The organism is Nocardioides panaciterrulae (assembly GCF_013409645.1).
Classification (GTDB): domain Bacteria; phylum Actinomycetota; class Actinomycetes; order Propionibacteriales; family Nocardioidaceae; genus Nocardioides; species Nocardioides panaciterrulae.
The window spans coordinates 863772-879185 of sequence record NZ_JACCBG010000001.1 but is presented as its reverse complement, the minus strand read 5'-3'; the positions used below and the strand labels follow the sequence as shown (position 1 = coordinate 879185).

15 protein-coding genes are annotated in these 15414 nt (G+C 74.9%); 2 read left to right on the top strand and 13 right to left on the bottom strand.

What is annotated here, in order from left to right:
* Positions 1-128 precede the first annotated feature (128 nt).
* Positions 129-1172: a tRNA (adenosine(37)-N6)-threonylcarbamoyltransferase complex transferase subunit TsaD gene (tsaD, locus tag BJZ21_RS04190; protein WP_179662599.1), complete on the bottom strand. Its 1044-nt coding sequence runs from the start codon at positions 1170-1172 to the stop codon at positions 129-131.
* A gap of 58 nt (positions 1173-1230) precedes the next feature.
* Between tsaD and BJZ21_RS21655 the strand changes: the two genes are divergently transcribed.
* The gene (locus tag BJZ21_RS21655) at positions 1231-2109 is read left to right on the top strand and encodes a GNAT family N-acetyltransferase (RefSeq protein WP_179662598.1); all 879 of its coding nucleotides are present in this window, start codon (positions 1231-1233) and stop codon (positions 2107-2109) included.
* Here the strand turns inward: BJZ21_RS21655 and rimI are convergent.
* From rimI to glmS, 8 genes are all read right to left on the bottom strand, one after another.
* Positions 2074-2559: a ribosomal protein S18-alanine N-acetyltransferase gene (rimI, locus tag BJZ21_RS04180; protein ID WP_179662597.1), complete on the bottom strand. Its 486-nt coding sequence runs from the start codon at positions 2557-2559 to the stop codon at positions 2074-2076. The genes BJZ21_RS21655 and rimI overlap by 36 nt on opposite strands.
* Positions 2560-2578: 19 nt before the next feature.
* Entirely contained in the window at positions 2579-3217 is a 639-nt protein-coding gene (gene tsaB / locus BJZ21_RS04175) for a tRNA (adenosine(37)-N6)-threonylcarbamoyltransferase complex dimerization subunit type 1 TsaB (RefSeq protein WP_179662596.1), read from the bottom strand.
* A gap of 23 nt (positions 3218-3240) precedes the next feature.
* Complete coding sequence (gene tsaE / locus BJZ21_RS21920; protein WP_179662595.1) at positions 3241-4677, bottom strand: tRNA (adenosine(37)-N6)-threonylcarbamoyltransferase complex ATPase subunit type 1 TsaE; 1437 nt, start codon at positions 4675-4677, stop codon at positions 3241-3243.
* Positions 4674-5777: an alpha/beta fold hydrolase gene (locus BJZ21_RS04165; protein WP_179662594.1), complete on the bottom strand. Its 1104-nt coding sequence runs from the start codon at positions 5775-5777 to the stop codon at positions 4674-4676. The genes tsaE and BJZ21_RS04165 overlap by 4 nt, the downstream gene beginning before the upstream one ends.
* Complete coding sequence (alr, locus tag BJZ21_RS04160) at positions 5774-6940, bottom strand: alanine racemase (RefSeq protein ID WP_179662593.1); 1167 nt, start codon at positions 6938-6940, stop codon at positions 5774-5776. The genes BJZ21_RS04165 and alr overlap by 4 nt, the downstream gene beginning before the upstream one ends.
* Positions 6941-6985: 45 nt before the next feature.
* The gene (locus BJZ21_RS04155) at positions 6986-8398 is read right to left on the bottom strand and encodes a bifunctional ADP-dependent NAD(P)H-hydrate dehydratase/NAD(P)H-hydrate epimerase (protein WP_179662592.1); all 1413 of its coding nucleotides are present in this window, start codon (positions 8396-8398) and stop codon (positions 6986-6988) included.
* A gap of 74 nt (positions 8399-8472) precedes the next feature.
* On the bottom strand, positions 8473-8826 hold the full coding sequence (locus BJZ21_RS04150) for a holo-ACP synthase (protein WP_179662591.1): 354 nt from the start codon (positions 8824-8826) through the stop codon (positions 8473-8475).
* Positions 8827-8829: 3 nt separating this feature from the next.
* Positions 8830-10674 (bottom strand): glutamine--fructose-6-phosphate transaminase (isomerizing), encoded by a 1845-nt coding sequence (glmS, locus tag BJZ21_RS04145; protein ID WP_179662590.1) that lies wholly within the window; start codon positions 10672-10674, stop codon positions 8830-8832.
* A gap of 102 nt (positions 10675-10776) precedes the next feature.
* Between glmS and coaA the strand changes: the two genes are divergently transcribed.
* Positions 10777-11760, top strand: a complete 984-nt coding sequence (gene coaA, locus BJZ21_RS04140; RefSeq protein WP_179662589.1) for a type I pantothenate kinase — start codon at positions 10777-10779, stop codon at positions 11758-11760.
* A 12-nt stretch (positions 11761-11772) separates the two neighbouring features.
* Here the strand turns inward: coaA and BJZ21_RS04135 are convergent, their stop codons facing one another.
* The 4 genes from BJZ21_RS04135 to rplM all read right to left on the bottom strand — a co-directional run bounded on the left by BJZ21_RS04135 (position 11773) and on the right by rplM (position 15206).
* Positions 11773-12774, bottom strand: a complete 1002-nt coding sequence (locus BJZ21_RS04135; RefSeq protein ID WP_179662588.1) for a GNAT family N-acetyltransferase — start codon at positions 12772-12774, stop codon at positions 11773-11775.
* Positions 12775-12858: 84 nt separating this feature from the next.
* A complete protein-coding gene (glmM, locus tag BJZ21_RS04130; RefSeq protein ID WP_179662587.1) occupies positions 12859-14220 on the bottom strand; it encodes a phosphoglucosamine mutase in 1362 nt (453 codons plus the stop codon).
* Between the two features lie 20 nt (positions 14221-14240).
* Positions 14241-14735, bottom strand: coding sequence for a 30S ribosomal protein S9 (gene rpsI / locus BJZ21_RS04125; RefSeq protein ID WP_179662586.1), 495 nt, complete (start codon positions 14733-14735; stop codon positions 14241-14243).
* Positions 14736-14762: 27 nt separating this feature from the next.
* Positions 14763-15206: a 50S ribosomal protein L13 gene (gene rplM / locus BJZ21_RS04120; RefSeq protein WP_179662585.1), complete on the bottom strand. Its 444-nt coding sequence runs from the start codon at positions 15204-15206 to the stop codon at positions 14763-14765.
* Positions 15207-15414 lie beyond the last annotated feature (208 nt).

Below are 15414 nucleotides of genomic sequence, written 5' to 3'. Positions count from 1 at the left end.
CGCTCGTTGACGCCCGGCACCGCCGTACGGCGTCAACCAGCGCCGACTCGGCGTCGCCCCGGCGTCAACCAGCGCCGACTCGGCGTGGCCCCGGCGTCAACCAGCGCCGACTCGGCGCGGCCCGGGCGTCAGACCAGGACGCTGGTGACCGGCTGGGAGGAGTCCGCGGGCAGGTCGAGCGCGGAGGGGGTGCGGCCGCGGGCCACCATCTCGGCGCCGAGGGCGGCGACCATCGCGCCGTTGTCGGTGCACAGCCCCGGCCGGGGCACCCGCACCCGCAGCCCCCGGGCGGTGGCGCGTTCCTCGGCCATCGAGCGGAGCCGGGAGTTCGCGGCCACGCCCCCGCCGATGAGGATGTGGTCGATGCCCTCGGTGACCGCGGCGTCGACGGCCTTGCGGGTCAGCACGTCGCAGACCGCCTCCTGGAACGAGGCGGCCACGTCGTTCACCGGGACCGGCTCCCCGGCCCGCTCGCGGGCCTCGACCCAGCGGGCCACCGCGGTCTTCAGGCCGGAGAACGAGAAGTCGAAGCGGTGCCGCTCGAGGTCGCGCCGCGAGGTCAGCCCGCGCGGGAAGTCGATGTAGACGCTGCTGCCCTCGCGGGCGGCGCGGTCGATGTGCGGCCCGCCGGGGAACGGCAGTCCGAGCAGCCGGGCGACCTTGTCGAAGGCCTCCCCCGCCGCGTCGTCGATGGTGGAGCCCAGCGGGTCGACGCCCGTGGTGACGTCCTCGACCCGCAGCAGGCTGGAGTGACCGCCGCTGACCAGCATCGCCAGGCAGGGCTCCGGGAGCGGTCCGTGCTCGAGCTGGTCGACGGCGACGTGGGAGGCGAGGTGGTTGACGCCGTAGAGCGGCTTGCCGAGCCCGATCGCCAGCGCCTTGGCGGCGGCGACGCCGACGAGCAGCGCGCCGGCCAGGCCGGGACCGCTGGTCACCGCGACCGCGTCGACGTCGTGCAGTCGCACGCCGGCGGTCTCGCAGGCCCGCTCGATGGTCGGGACCATTGCCTCGAGGTGGGCCCGGCTCGCGACCTCCGGCACCACGCCGCCGAAGCGGGCGTGCTCCTCGACGCTGCTCGCGACCGCGTCGGCGAGCAGGGTGTGCCCGCGCACGAGGCCGACGCCGGTCTCGTCGCACGACGTCTCGATGCCGAGGACCAGGGGTTCGCTCACGGGCCCATTGTGCGGGGCGGGGCCGCGTCCTGCCGAGACGGGGGCGAGGATGTCCGCTGTGACGGGGGTGCGGGAGGTGCCGGCGGACCGGCTGGCGGCGACGTCCACCACGCCGTTCGTGCGCCACCAGGTCGACCCGGCGGCCACCGATCGGGCCTGGGTCTCCGGTCGGGCGGTGGTGGTGCAGAACCACCGGGGGCGGCCCGGCGAGGTGCTGTCCGGCCCGGTGCTGACCTGCCTGGGACCGCCCGAGGACCTGGTGCCGCTGATGGCGGCGCTGGCCGAGGCCGGGGTGCGCCCGGGCCGGCTGAGCGTCGAGGACCCGTCGTACGACGGGGTGCCGGCGGCCTGGTCGTTCACCCGGCAGGGCCACTGGCACTGGATGCTCAGCGACCGCCCGGTCGTCGGGCCGGTCGTCGGGCCGGGCGCCGGGCCGGTCGTCGGGCCGGGCGGCGGGCCGACCGTGCGTGTCGAGGAGGCCGACGACCCGGCCGAGGTCGACGCCGTCCTCGACGTCGCCAACCCGGGCTCGTTCGCCCGACCGGGCACGCCGGGCATCGAGTGCTGGCTCGGCATCCGCGAGGCGGGGCGACTGGTCGCGGTCGGCGCGCTGCGCCGCGAGGCCGACGGGACCGGCCACCTGCGCGGCGTGTCGGTGCTGCCGTCGCACACCGGCCGCGGGCTGGGCGGGGCGCTGTCCGCGGCCCTCACCCGGCGGGCGCAGGCCGGCGCCTCGGGAGTGGCGACGCTGGGGGTGTACGTCGACAACCTGCCGGCGCTGGCGATCTATCGACGGCTCGGCTACGTCGTCGAGCACACCTTCTCGTCGGGCCCGCTCGCATCAGGCGAGCTCGCATCAGGCCCGGCCGGATCAGGCGAGCTCGGATCGGGCCCGGCCCGCTCAGGCCAGCTCGGTGCGGGGCAGCCCCAGGGCTAGGACGACCGCGGTGGCGCCGTCCTTGTAGTAGCGCCGGCGCCGGCCCACCTCGCCGAAGCCCTGCGTCTCGTAGAACGCGATCGCGCCGGCGTTGTCCTCGCGCACCTCCAGCAGCAGCCGGTCGGCGCCTCCGTCCACGGCGAGCTCGCGCACGCGGGCGAGCAGCGCCCCGGCCAGGCCGGATCGCCGGTGGGCGCGGTCGACCGCGATCCGCTGCAGCTCGGCGGTGCCGGCCACGATGCTGGCGACCGCGAAGCCGACCACCTGCTCCTCGGCCTCCGCGACCAGCACCCGCAGGGTGGGCAGCCGGTTCGCCACCGCCTCGGCCACCAGCCCCTCGGACCAGGCGTCGATGCCGAGGTTGCGCTGCTCGAGGCCGGCGACGGCGGCGGCGTCAGCGGGCGCGGCGTCGCGGACGCGGGCGGTGCCGGGGGCCGTGCCGGGGGTCATGGCGGGGTCTCGGCGGCGGTTAGGAGACGAGCTTGCGGGCGCCCGGCGCGACCGCGTCCGGACGGCGCAGGTAGAGCGGCTCGGGGTCGCGGAGCTCGGCCCGCTCGTCGGTGACCACCCGGGCCAGCCAGCCGGCGCCCGGCCGGACCGGGCCGACCGCGTGCGGGAACGCCTCGGGGTAGAGCACCGCGCCCTCGCCCACGACCGGGGCGTCGGTCGCCACGACCGCCGGCCGGTCGACCACGGGTCCGTCGAGGCGGACCCCGTCGGCGTCGTACGACGCGAGGTAGACCTCCTTGCGCCGGGCGTCGGTGGCGACCACGAACTCGCGGTCCACCGCGCCGGTGTCGACGGCCTCGACCGCGAGCACGTCGAGCGAGCACACGCCGTAGACGGGGATCTCCAGCACGAACGCCAGCGTCCGCGCGGTCACCAGCCCGACGCGCAGCCCGGTGAACGGACCGGGCCCCACGCCCACGGCGATCGCGGTCAGGTCCTGCCGGACGATCCCGGCCCGATCCATCGCCGCGTCGATCAGCGGGGCGAGCTGCTCGCCGTGCTTCATCGGGCGCTCGGCGGTCAGCTCCGCCACGACGTCCTCACCGTCGTGCAGGGCGACCGAGACGTACGGCGTGGCGGTGTCGAAGGCGAGCAGCACGGGTCGAGGCTACTGCCCGGTGGCTACTCGGCCGCCGCGACCCGTTCCTCGTCGGGGAGCGGCTCGACCGCGAGCACCGCGAGATGGGCGTCGATGGCCGACAGCCCGGGCAGCCCGGGCAGCCCGGTGTCGGCGTGCCAGGCGCGGACCCCGTCGAACTCCTCGCCCGGGGCGAACTCGACCGGGCCGCCCAGCGCGGCGCGGTAGACCGCGACCAGCTCGATGCGCCGCTCGTGGCCCACCTGCACCGTGCCCACGCCGACGAACTCGACCGCGCCCGGCTCGACCCCCGTCTCCTCGCGGAACTCGCGGATCGCGGCCTCCCGCGCGGTCTCGTCGTCTCCGATCCGGCCGCCGGGCAGCTCCCACTCGTCGCGCCAGGCGTGGTGGACCATCACCACGCCGCCCTCGTGCTCGGCCGCCAGCAGCGCCAGCGGCAGCGGCAGCGACGGGTCGAGGTCGGCGAGGTCGTCCTCCTCGCAGCGCCGGAAGTCCAGCAGCAGGTTCTCGTTGAGCTTCTCGGCCAGCGGCGCGCGCTGCAGGGACAGCTCCTCCATCTCGTACCAGCGGGGCCCGATCGGGGTCATCAGCACCCGGCGCGGGTCGAGCTCGGAGTCGGGCTCCTCGTCGGCCAGCGCGCGGATGATCCGCACCTCCAGCCGCGACTCCGCGAGCCCCTCGGCGACGCCCTCGCCCCACTCCACCACGGTCACGCAGTCGTCGAGGGAGGTGTCGAGGTCGAGGTCGTCGAGCTCCTCGATCCCGCCGAGCCGGTAGGCGTCGACGTGCACCAGCGCGGGCCCGCCCACCAGGGACGGGTGCTCCCGGGCGATCACGAACGTCGGCGAGGTGATGTCGCCGCGCACCTGCAGGCCCGCACCGATGCCCTGCGTGAACGTGGTCTTGCCGGCACCGAGCTCGCCGCTGAGCACGAGCAGGTCGCCGGCGACCAGCTGGCCGGCGAGCGCCTCGCCGATCTCGCGCATGGTCGCGGCGTCGGGGGCGTCGAAGAGGAAGGTGCGCAGCGGTCGCCGCAGCTCGACGTTCGGCGAGAAGCGCCGGATCTCCCGGAAGCCCTGGCGCTCCCAGAAGCGGATCGTCTTCGGGAGCTCCTCGCGGGCCACCACGGTGAGGTCGTCGAAGCCGTGGGAGGCGTCGACGGCGGCGTCGATCAGCGCCTTGGCGATCCCGTGGCCCTGAGCGGTGGGCAGCACACCGAACCGCCGCAGGTACATCGTGCTGCCCACCGGGTCGAGCACGAGCGCCCCGACGTCCTGGCCCTCGAACCGGGCCACCAGGCCGCCGGCGCCGTTGGCCAGCATCGCCGCCAGCTCGGTGAGGCTCTCGCTGAGCGCTGCCGCGGGCGGGTCCAGCCGCTGGCGCGCCTCGAAGGCGGGCAGCACCACCGCGCGGACCGCCTCGGCCTCACCCGGTCCCACCTGACGGATCTCCAGGCTCACTTGCGGTCCACCACCTCGGCCGCCGCGGCCAGCAGCTGGTCGAGCTCTGCGTTGACCTGGTCGTGTCGTTCGAGGATCACCATGTGTCCGGCCTTCTCGCACTCCAGCAGCGTGGATCCGGGGATGTGGGCGTGCAGCTTGCGGCTGTGACCGACCGAGGTGAGCCGGTCGGCGGTGCCGCAGATGATCGCGGTGGGCACGTGGGCGAGGGCGGCCACCGCGTGGAACTTGTCGAGCGTGCGGAAGGACGGGAAGAACTCCGCCACCACCTCGAACGGTGTGTGGGAGAGCATCTGGTCCACGCAGTCGACGTACGACGCCGGCACCGCGTCCCCGAAGGCCCACACGTCGGTGGCCACCATCGCCACGCCCCGGCCCAGCCGCCGCAGCCGGTCGACGCTGCGGTGACCGCGAGCGAGGATCGCGACCGCCCTGTGGGTCAGCGCGCTGCCGACCGCCATCGGCAGCACCGGCAGCAGCACCCGGCTGGGGTCGAGGCCGCCGGCGGTGGTGGAGATCAGCGCGGCGCCGGCGACCCGGTCGCCGAACAGTCCGGGGAACTCCTCGGCGAGCGCCACGATGCTCATCCCGCCCATCGAGTGCCCGACGAGCACCACCGGCCCCTCGGGCACGACCTCGTCGAGGATGCGCTTGAGGTCGCGACCGAGCTGGTCGATGGTGGCGTGGCCGAGCGTGGACCGGCCGGAGCGGCCGTGGCTGCGCTGGTCGTAGTAGACGGCGCGGACCAGCCCGCGGTAGGCGGCGCGCTGGAAGTGCCAGCAGTCCAGGTTCAGCGCGTAGCCGTGGCAGAAGACCACGGTCAGGAGCGGGTGCCCGCCCCCCTCGTCGGAGCCGGAGCCGTCGGCCGCCTCGGCCGCCTCGGCCGCGTCGACCTCGTCGACCTCGACGTGCAGGGGTACGCCGTCGTCGGCGACGACCGTGACCGGGCGGGAGCGCAGCGAGCCGAACGCGACCCGGTCCCCCGCGCCTCGTCGCGCGACGATCCGGCGGCGCCGGCGCGCGACCTCGACGGCGGTGCCGGCCGCCGCCAGCCCGGCCGCACCCGCGGCCAGGCCGAGGATCCTGCGACGCATGCTCATGCCTCGATTCGTTGGTCACGGTCGACGTGGCGGCGGGCCATCCGGCCGCCGATCCGGGTGACGATCTCGTAGGAGATGGTGCCGCAGGCGGCGGCCCAGTCCTGGGCGGTGGGCTCCCCCCCGGTGCCGGGGCCGAACAGCAGCACCTCGTCCCCCGCCCGGGCGTCGTCCCCGCCCAGGTCGACGACGAACTGGTCCATGCAGATCCGGCCGCGCACCGGCCGGCGCTTCCCGTCGACCCAGGCCTCGGCGGCGTTGGAGGCGTGCCGGGGGACGCCGTCGCCGTAGCCGACCGGGACCAGCCCGAGCGTGGTCGCGGTCGGGGCGGTCCAGGTGTGGCCGTAGGAGACGCCGGCGCCGGCCGCGACGGGCTTGACCAGCGCCAGCCGGGCGCGGACGGTCATGGCGGGCACCAGGCCGAGGTCGGGCCAGAGGTGGGCGGTGTGGCCGGGCGCGGGATCCAGGCCGTACGACGCCAGCCCGCAACGGACCAGGTCGAAGCGGGCCGAGGGGCGCAGCAGCGCGCCCGCCGAGTTGGCCAGGTGGCGCACCTCGGGCCGCAGGCCGGCCGCCTCGGCGACCTGCAGGGCGTCGCGGAACGCGCGCTCCTGCGCCTCGTTGGCGCGATGGCCCGGCTCGTCGCTGCACGCGAAGTGCGACCAGAGGCCGGTCACGACGACGTCACCGTGCTGCTCGCACCGCCGGGCGGCCGCGACCAGCGCCGGCCAGTCCTCGAGCGTGGCGCCGCCCCGGGACAGGCCGGTGTCCACCTTGAGCTGGACCCGCGCCACCCGGCCGACGGCCCGGGCGGCCGCGGCGATCTCGGCCAGCCCGGTCTCGGTGTAGGCGGTGAGGTCGACGTCGGCCTCCACCGCGGGCCGGTAGTCCTCGCCGGGCACGGTCAGCCAGCACAGCACCCGGCCCGGGTCGCCGGCCGCACGCAGCACCATCGCCTCGTCGAGGGTGGCGACACCGAGCCAGTCCGCGCCCGCCGCCCGCGCCGCGCGCGCCGACTCGACCATCCCGTGGCCGTAGCCGTCGGCCTTCACGACCGTCATCATCTGCACCGGCCGCTCGGCCGAGACCGCCCGGCGCAGCGCCGCGACGTTGTGCCGGATCGCCGCCACGTCGACCACGATCTCGGCGCGGGCGGCGGGGCTCATGGGCGCGATTCTCCCATCACCGGGCCGGCCCCGGTCGCCGCCCCGTCATCCGCGGGACGGCAGTCCCCTGACCACGGCCGGCACGGCGCCGGCCACCTCGCCCGCGACGATCGGCCCGCCGGCCGAGGCGAGCGTGGCCGCCGCCCCGTGCAGCCACGAGCCGACCGAGGCCGCGTCGTACGCCTCGAGGCCGGCGGCGAGCAGCGCGCCGACGAGGCCGCCGAGCACGTCCCCGGCGCCGGCGGTCGCCAGCCAGGGCACGCCGGTCGTGGTGACGCGCACGGGACCCTCGGGGGACGCGACCAGGGTGTGCCGGCCCTTGAGCAGGACCACGGCCTCGAACCGGTCCGCCGCCAGCCGGGCATGGTGCAGCGGGCGCGCCTCGACCCCGGCCCGGTCCACCCCGAGCATGGCCGCCAGCTCGCCGGCGTGCGGGGTGAGCACGGCCGGCACCTCGAGCGGACCACGCACGTGGGCGAGGGCGTCGGCGTCGACGACGAGCGGTACGCCGTCCTCGGCCGCGTCGGCCAGCGACCGGCCGGCGTCGTCGCCGCCGCCGGAGCCCACGACCCAGGCCTGGACCCGGCCCGCGCCGACCACCTCGGGGTGCGCCTCGCGCACCCGGTCGGCCACCTCCCGGTCCCCGACGTACCGCACCATCCCGCACAGGCCGGTCGCCGCCCCGGCCACGCTGAGCAGCCCCGCCCCGGGGTACTCGGCCGAGCCGCAGCGGACGCCGACCACCCCGCGGGTGTACTTCTGCGCGTGCGGCGCCGGTCGCGGCACCAGCCGCGCGACGTCGCCGGGCTGCAGCGCCTCGACCGCGGCGGGCGGCAGGTCGAGGCCGAGGTCGACCAGCTGCACCGCGCCGCAGGCCGCGGCGGCCGGGTCGACGAGGTGGGCGACCTTGTGGGTGCCGAAGGTGACGGTCAGCGCCGCGCGGACGTGCTCGCCGGCCAGCTCGCCGGTGTCGACCTCGACGCCGGAGGGCGTGTCGACCGCGACGATGGGAACGCCCGCGACCGCCCGCAGCGCCGCCACCGCCTCCTCGCGCAGGCCGCCGCGGCCGCCGATGCCGACGATCCCGTCCACGACCACCTCGGGTGCCTCGGCGCGGGTGGTGGCGGGGGCGCCCGGGGGCCCGCTGAACCGCGCGACGCGGCCGCCGGCGGCCCGCAGCGCGGCGACGCCGCCCTCGTGGGCGCGGTCCGCGAGCAGCCACGCCTCGACCCGGCAGCCGCGGCGGGCGAGCACCGCCCCGGCGTACAACGCGTCGCCGCCGTTGTCGCCGGAGCCGACCAGCAGCAGCACCCGTCGGCCGTACGCCGAGCCGAGCAGGTCGAGCACGGCGTACGCCAGCCCGGCGGCGGCCCGCTGCATCAGCGCCCCCTCGGGCAGCCGGGCCATCAGCGCCGCCTCGGCCTCCCGCACCTGCTCCACCGTGTGCGCGCTCCTCATGCCGCCAACCTAACCGGGTGGTGCGCCCCCGCACGCGCCCCGGCGCCAGGACCGAGGCGCCAGGAGCCGAGGAGCTAGGACTCGAGGACGACGACGGCGGAGGCGATGCCCGCGTCGTGGGAGAGCGAGAGGTGGACCGAGGCCACGCCGAGCTGGTCGGCGCGCGCGCGGACGGTGCCGCGCAGGTCGAAGCGGGGCCGGCCGGAGTCCTCCGTAACCACCTCCGCGTCGTGCCAGGCCATGCCGACCGGGGCGCCGAGGGCCTTGGCGAGCGCCTCCTTCGCGGCGAACCGGGCGGCCAGGGACGCCGGCGGCCGGTCCCGCTCGTGCGGGGTGAACAGTCGTTCCAGCAGACCCGGGGTGCGGGACAGCGACGCCTCGAACCGGGCGATGTCGCAGACGTCGATGCCGACGCCGAGCACGGCCACCTTCTACTCGACCGTGACGGACTTGGCGAGGTTCCGCGGCTGGTCCACGTCGTGGCCGAGCGCCGTGGCCAGCTCGCACGCGAACAGCTGCAGCGGCACGACGGCGACCAGCGGCTGCAGCAGCACCGGCACCTGCGGGAGCCGCACCAGCACGTCGGCGTACGGCGCGATCGTGTCGTCGCCGTGCTCGGCCAGGCAGATCGTGCGGGCGCCGCGGGCTCGCACCTCCTGGATCCCGCTGAGCATCTTGGCGTGCAGCTGGTCCCGGCCCCGCGGGGGCACCACGCAGAGCACCGGCAGCCCCTCCTCCACCAGCGCGATCGGGCCGTGCTTGAGCTCGCCGGCCGCGAACCCCTCGGCGTGCAGGTAGGCCAGCTCCTTGAGCTTGAGCGCGCCCTCCAGCGCGACCGGGTAGCCGGCGTGCCGGCCCAGGAACAGCACGGACCGCGAGTCGACGTGCTCGCGGGCCAGCGCGTAGACGCTCTCGGCGTCGTCCAGCACCTGCTGGAGGTGCCCGGGGATCGAGTCCAGCTGGTCGACGACCTCGGTGATCTCGTCGCCGAACCGGGTGCCCTTGACCTGCGCGAGGTAGAGCGCCAGCAGGTAGCAGGCCACCAGCTGGGTCAGGAAGCCCTTGGTCGAGGCGACGCCGATCTCCGGGCCGGCGTGGGTGTAGATCACCGCGTCGGACTCGCGCGGGATCGTGGAGCCGTTGGTGTTGCAGATCGCCAGCACCCGCGAGCGCTGCAGCCGGGCGTGCCGGATCGCCTGCAGGGTGTCGGCGGTCTCGCCGGACTGGCTGATCGCCACGACCAGCGTGGAGGCGGTCAGGATCGGGTCGCGGTAGCGGAACTCCGAGGCCAGCTCGACCTCGACCGGGATCCGGGTCCAGTGCTCGATGGCGTACTTGGCCACCATGCCCGCGTAGAACGAGGTGCCGCAGGCGATGATGATGATCTTGTCGGTCTCGCGCAGCTCGTCGTCGGAGAGCCGCATCTCGTCGAGCTGCAACAGGCCCGCAGAGGTACGCCGGCCCAGCAGCGAGTCCGCCACCGCGCGCGGCTGCTCGAAGATCTCCTTGCGCATGAACCAGTCGTGCCCGTCCTTCTCGGCCGCCGAGAGGTCCCAGTCCACGTGGTAGCGCCGGCCCTCGGCCGGGCGGCCGTCGAACCCGGTCACGCCGACCCCCTCGCGGGTGATCGTGACGACCTGGTCCTGGCCCAGCTCCATCGCCTCGCGGGTGTGCTCGATGAACGCGGCCACGTCGGAGCCGAGGAAGTTCTCGCCCTCGCCGAGGCCGACCACCAGCGGCGAGTTCCGCCGCGCGGCCACCACCCGGGCCGGGTCCGCGGCGTCGAGCGCCACCAGCGTGAACGCCCCCTCCAGGCGGGAGCAGACCCGCTGCATCGCGGTGGTCAGGTCGGCGCCGGCGTCGAGCTCCCGCTCGACCAGGTGCGCGGCGACCTCGGTGTCGGTCTCGGAGACGAGCTCGTGCCCGGCGTCCTCCAGCTCGGTGCGCAGCTCGACGAAGTTCTCGATGATGCCGTTGTGCACCAGCGCCAGCCGGCCGCGGGCGCCCAGGTGCGGGTGGGCGTTGACGTCGTTGGGGGCGCCGTGGGTGGCCCAGCGGGTGTGCCCGATGCCGGTGGTCGACGCCGCCAGCGGCCGGTCGGCGATCGCCTTCTCGAGGTTCGCCAGCTTGCCGGCCCGCTTGGCCCAGGAGATGGTCCCGCCGTCGACCAGCGCGATCCCGGCGGAGTCGTAGCCGCGGTACTCCAGACGGCGCAGTCCCTCGATGACGACGTCTCGCGCCTGCTTCTCGCCGACGTAGCCCACGATTCCGCACATGGGCGCCACTCTACGAGAGCCGGCGCCGGCGCCGGGCCCGCCGCCTCCGGACGGGCGCGGGGCCCCGACCGCCGCCCCGGCCGGGGTGCAAGAATCCCCCGCATGTCTGGCAACGGTGGGCACCACCACGGCTCCGAGGACCTGGGCCGCGAGACCTCGCCGTACATCGAGCTGGACCGCTCGGCGTGGGCGGCGCTCGCCCAGGAGACCGAGAGCCCGCTGACCGCCGACGAGGTCCGGCGGCTGCGCGGCCTCGGCGACCAGCTCGACCTCGAGGAGGTCGAGGAGGTCTACCTGCCGCTCTCCCGCCTGCTCAGCCTGTACGTCGAGTCCGCGGGCCGGCTGCACCGCCAGCAGGAGGACTTCCTGCACCGCCGGGTCCCGCCGCGCACCCCGTTCGTGATCGGCCTGGCCGGCTCGGTGGCCGTGGGCAAGTCGACCACCGCGCGCGTGCTGCAACAGATGCTCGCCCACTGGCCCGAGCACCCCAACGTCGCGCTGGTGACCACCGACGGCTTCCTCTACCCCAACGCCGAGCTGGAGCGCCGGGGGCTGCTGCAGCGCAAGGGCTTCCCGGAGTCCTACGACCGCCGCGCGCTGCTGCGGTTCGTCGTGGACATCAAGTCCGGCAAGGACGAGGTCGAGGCCCCGACGTACTCCCACCTCGTCTACGACGTGGTCCCCGACCAGAAGGTCGTGATCAACCGGCCGGACATCGTCATCATCGAGGGCCTCAACGTGCTGCAGCCCGCGCGGACCCGCGACGACGGCCGCACCGGGCTGACGCTGAGCGACTTCTTCGACTTCAGCGTGTACGTCGACGCCGGCACCGGCCACATCCGCAGCTGGTACGTCGACCGCTTCCTGCGGCTGCGGGAGACCGCGTTCCGCGACCCGGGGTCGTACTTCTCCAAGTACGCCGGGCTCACCGAGGAGGAGGCCGTCGCGGAGGCGGAGCGGATCTGGGACACCATCAACGGGCCCAACCTGAGCCAGAACATCCTGCCCACCCGGTCTCGCGCCACGCTGGTGCTGCGCAAGGACCGCGACCACTCGGTGCGCTACGTCCGGGTCCGCAAGCTGTGACCCGGACCGGGGTCACAGCCGCTTCTGCAGGTCGAGCGCGCGCTCGACGACCCGGTAGCCCAGCTGCTCGTTGACCGCGTTCATCGCGGCGTTGACCCCCGCGTTGCCCGTCTCGGCGCGCTCGCAGCCCGGGAACAGCTCGACCACCCGCCGGTGCGTGCCGAGCTTCATCGCCAGGCCGAGCCGGTGGCCGCGGTGGCCGGGCAGCACCAGGGTCCCCCCGACGGTGGCGTGGCGCGGGTCCTCGCGCGACACGCGGAGGTCGGAGAAGCCGCACAGGTGGCCGTCCGGCGCCACCGCCAGCCCGTAGACGTTGACGATCCCCTCGCGACGGAACCGCTCCTCGGTGTCCCTGACCCGCCGGCGCGACCAGCTGACCGGCGTCAGGTCCAGGTCCCCGGTGGGTACCTCGCCCAGGAACGCCGAGAGCAGCCCGCAGAAGTCCCCGACGTACTGCTCGGGCACGGCCTCCTCGGCGACCACGACCCGGTAGTGGCCGAGCGCGGCCGCGACCTGCTCGTCCAGCGCAGCCCAGCCGGCCGGCGCCCTCCGCAGGTCGACCAGCTTGGTCTGCTCGTGGCTGGCGACCGCGTAGCCGCGCGCGCCCGCGAACAGCGACCCCGGGCTCTCGGCGCCGACCGGCGCGAACGCGGTGGCCACCATGGTGGTGCGTCCCTCGCGGCGGACCCGGGCCTCGGCGTCCGCGAGCAGCGCGGAGCCGACCCCGCGCCGGCGCGCGTCGGGATGGACCCAGATCTCGATCTGGGCGAGGTGGGTGTTGTCGAGGTCGAAGCACCACAGGCTGGAGGCGCCGGCCACCCGGCCGTCGAGCAGCGCGGCGAGTCGTACGGCGTGGCCGTCGTGGCGCTGCGTCGCGAACTTCTTGCGGATCGCCTCCCAGCTCGGCCAGGCGTCGAAGGGCCGCTCCACGCTCGCCGCCCGGCCCACCGCCCACCAGTCGCGCAGCGTCGCCTCGTCGGTCGGCCCGCAGGCCCGCAGCTCGATCCCGGTCACGCCGCTGAGCCTAGGAAGGCCGGGCCTGGCGACGGAAAGGGTTTTCGTCGGCGTCGGCCGGCTCGCCGGCCAGGGCCAGGGGCTTCAGAGGGCCAGCTGGGCCCGGACGACCTCGGCGAGCCGGCCGGCGACGAGGTGGGCCTCGTCGTACGTCGCGGCCTCGACCATCACCCGCACCAGCGGCTCGGTGCCCGAGGGCCGCAGCAGGATCCGGCCGGAGTCGCCGAGCGCGGCCTCCTCCTCGGCCAGCGCCGCGGCCAGCACGGCGTCCTCGTCGGCGCGCGCCTTGTCCACGTCCGGCACGTTCACCAGCACCTGCGGCAGCCGGCTCACGACCCCCGCGAGGTCCTGCAGCGTCCGGCCGGTCGAGGCCATCCGCGCCAGCACCTGCAGGGCGGTGAGGATCCCGTCGCCGGTGGTGGCGTGCTCGCTCATGATCACGTGGCCGGACTGCTCACCGCCGAGGGTGTAGCCGGAGACCTTCATCGCCTCGAGCACATAACGGTCGCCGACCTTGGTCTGGCGTACGCCGACCCCGGCGGCCCGCATCGCCTTGACGAAGCCGAGGTTGCTCATCACGGTCGCCACCACGGTGTTGCGGGCCAGCGTGCCGGCCTCGGACATGCCCAGCGCGAGGACCGCGAGGATCTGGTCGCCGTCGACGACCTCCCCGTCGTGGTCGACGGCCAGGCAGCGGTCGGCGTCGCCGTCCAGGGCGAAGCCGGCGTCGGCGCCGTGCTCGAGGACCGCCTTGCGCAGCGGCTCGAGGTGGGTCGAGCCGCAGCCGTCGTTGATGTTCAGGCCGTCGGGCTGGGCGTGGATCGGGATGACCGTGGCGCCCGCCTCGCGCAGGGCGCGCGGACCGGCGTCGTAGGCCGCGCCCTCGGCGCAGTCGAGCACGATCGTGAGCCCGGCGAGCGAGTGCTCCACCGTGGAGTCGAGGTGGGCGGCGTAGTCCTCCACGGCCGTGGGGTGGACGTTCACGCGGCCCACGCCGCCGCCGGTCGGCCGCTGCCAGGGCTCGCGCATCCGGGCCTCGATGGCCACCTCGACGGCGTCGTCGAGCTTCTTGCCGCCCCGGGCCAGGAACTTGATGCCGTTGTCGGGCATCGCGTTGTGGGAGGCCGAGAGCATCACACCGAGGTCGGCGCCGAGGGCGCCGGTCAGGTACGCCACCCCGGGGGTCGGCAGCACGCCGAGCAGGAGGACGTCGACGCCGGCGGAGGCCAGGCCGGCGACGACCGCGGCCTCGAGGAACTGACCCGAGACCCGGGTGTCCCGGCCGACGACCGCGAGCGGGCGGCCCGGGTGCGCCGAGGCCTCGAAGGCACCGGACTCCCCCAGGACGTGGGCGGCGGCAACGGAAAGGTCCAGGGCCAGCTCAGCGGTGAGATCACCGTTGGCCAGGCCCCGGACCCCGTCCGTGCCGAAGAGTCTGGGCGACATGCGTCCCAAACTATCCGGAATCAGCGCTTGCTGAACTGCGGCGCCTTGCGGGCCTTCTTCAGACCGGCCTTCTTGCGCTCGATCACGCGGGCGTCGCGGGTCAGCAGCCCGGCCTTCTTCAGCGTCGGGCGGTTGGACTCGACGTCGATGGCGTTGAGCGCGCGGGCCACGCCCAGGCGCAGCGCGCCGGCCTGGCCGGTGATGCCGCCGCCGTGGATGCGGGCGATGACGTCGAAGCGGCCCTCGAGCTGCAGGGCAGCGAAGGGCTCGTTGACGACCTGCTGGTGCAGCTTGTTCGGGAAGTAGGAGTCCAGGGTGCGGCCGTTGACGGTCCACACGCCGGTGCCCGGCACGATGCGCACGCGGGCCACGGCCTCCTTGCGACGGCCGGTGGCCGCGGCCGGGGCGATCGTGGCCGGACGCTGGGCGGTGTCGGCGGACGGGGCGCTCTCCGAGCTGTAGGCGACGCCCTGCTCGTTGACCTCGTAGGTCTCCTCGACGGTGTTCTCAGACACTGTGTTCCTCACTCAGGCTTTCTGGGATTACTGGGAGATCTGCGAGATCTCGAACGGCTTGGCCTGCTGGGCCTGGTGCGGGTGGGTCGGACCCGAGTAGACCTTCAGCTTCTTCAGCGTCTGACGGCCGAGCCGGTTCTTGGGGAGCATGCCCCAGACGGCCTTCTCGATCGCCTTGCGCGCGTCCTTCTCCAGCAGCTCACCGATCGGGGTGGCGCTCAGGCCGCCCGGGTAGCCGGAGTGGCGGTAGGCCATCTTCGTGGTCTTCTTGGTGCCCGAGAGCGCGACCTTCTCCGCGTTGACGATGATGACGAAGTCACCGGTGTCGACGTGGGGCGCGAACATGGGCTTGTGCTTGCCACGCAGGAGGTTGGCGGTCTGGACGGCGAGGCGGCCCAGGACCACGTCGGTGGCGTCGATGACGTGCCAGTCGCGCTGGATGTCACCGGGCTTGGGGCTGTACGTGCGCACGGCGGATCTGCTTTCTTCGTTCGTAGATCCCGTCCCGGGTCTGCCCGGGCGGGTGGTGCTGCGGCGGCTTCTGACGAACACGGCCCGGCTCGCCCGGTCGCGGTGGACCGGGCCTCCGGGACTGCACCCCGACCGCACAGCAGGCGGGCGGGACGCGGCAGGAGTCGCGACCGTCAAGAGTACGGGGACGCGTCCCCGCGGGTCAAAA

Excerpts from the sequence above, each read along its gene's own strand:
- rimI (WP_179662597.1), bottom strand. The coding sequence starts at position 2,559 with ATGACCCCCGGCACGGCCCCCGGCACCGCCCGCGTCCGCGACGCCGCG.
- BJZ21_RS04165 (WP_179662594.1), bottom strand. The coding sequence starts at position 5,777 with ATGAGCATGCGTCGCAGGATCCTCGGCCTGGCCGCGGGTGCGGCCGGG.
- alr (WP_179662593.1), bottom strand. The coding sequence starts at position 6,940 with ATGAGCCCCGCCGCCCGCGCCGAGATCGTGGTCGACGTGGCGGCGATC.
- BJZ21_RS04155 (WP_179662592.1), bottom strand. The coding sequence starts at position 8,398 with ATGAGGAGCGCGCACACGGTGGAGCAGGTGCGGGAGGCCGAGGCGGCG.
- glmS (WP_179662590.1), bottom strand. The coding sequence starts at position 10,674 with ATGTGCGGAATCGTGGGCTACGTCGGCGAGAAGCAGGCGCGAGACGTC.
- coaA (WP_179662589.1), top strand. The coding sequence starts at position 10,777 with ATGTCTGGCAACGGTGGGCACCACCACGGCTCCGAGGACCTGGGCCGC.
- glmM (WP_179662587.1), bottom strand. The coding sequence starts at position 14,220 with ATGTCGCCCAGACTCTTCGGCACGGACGGGGTCCGGGGCCTGGCCAAC.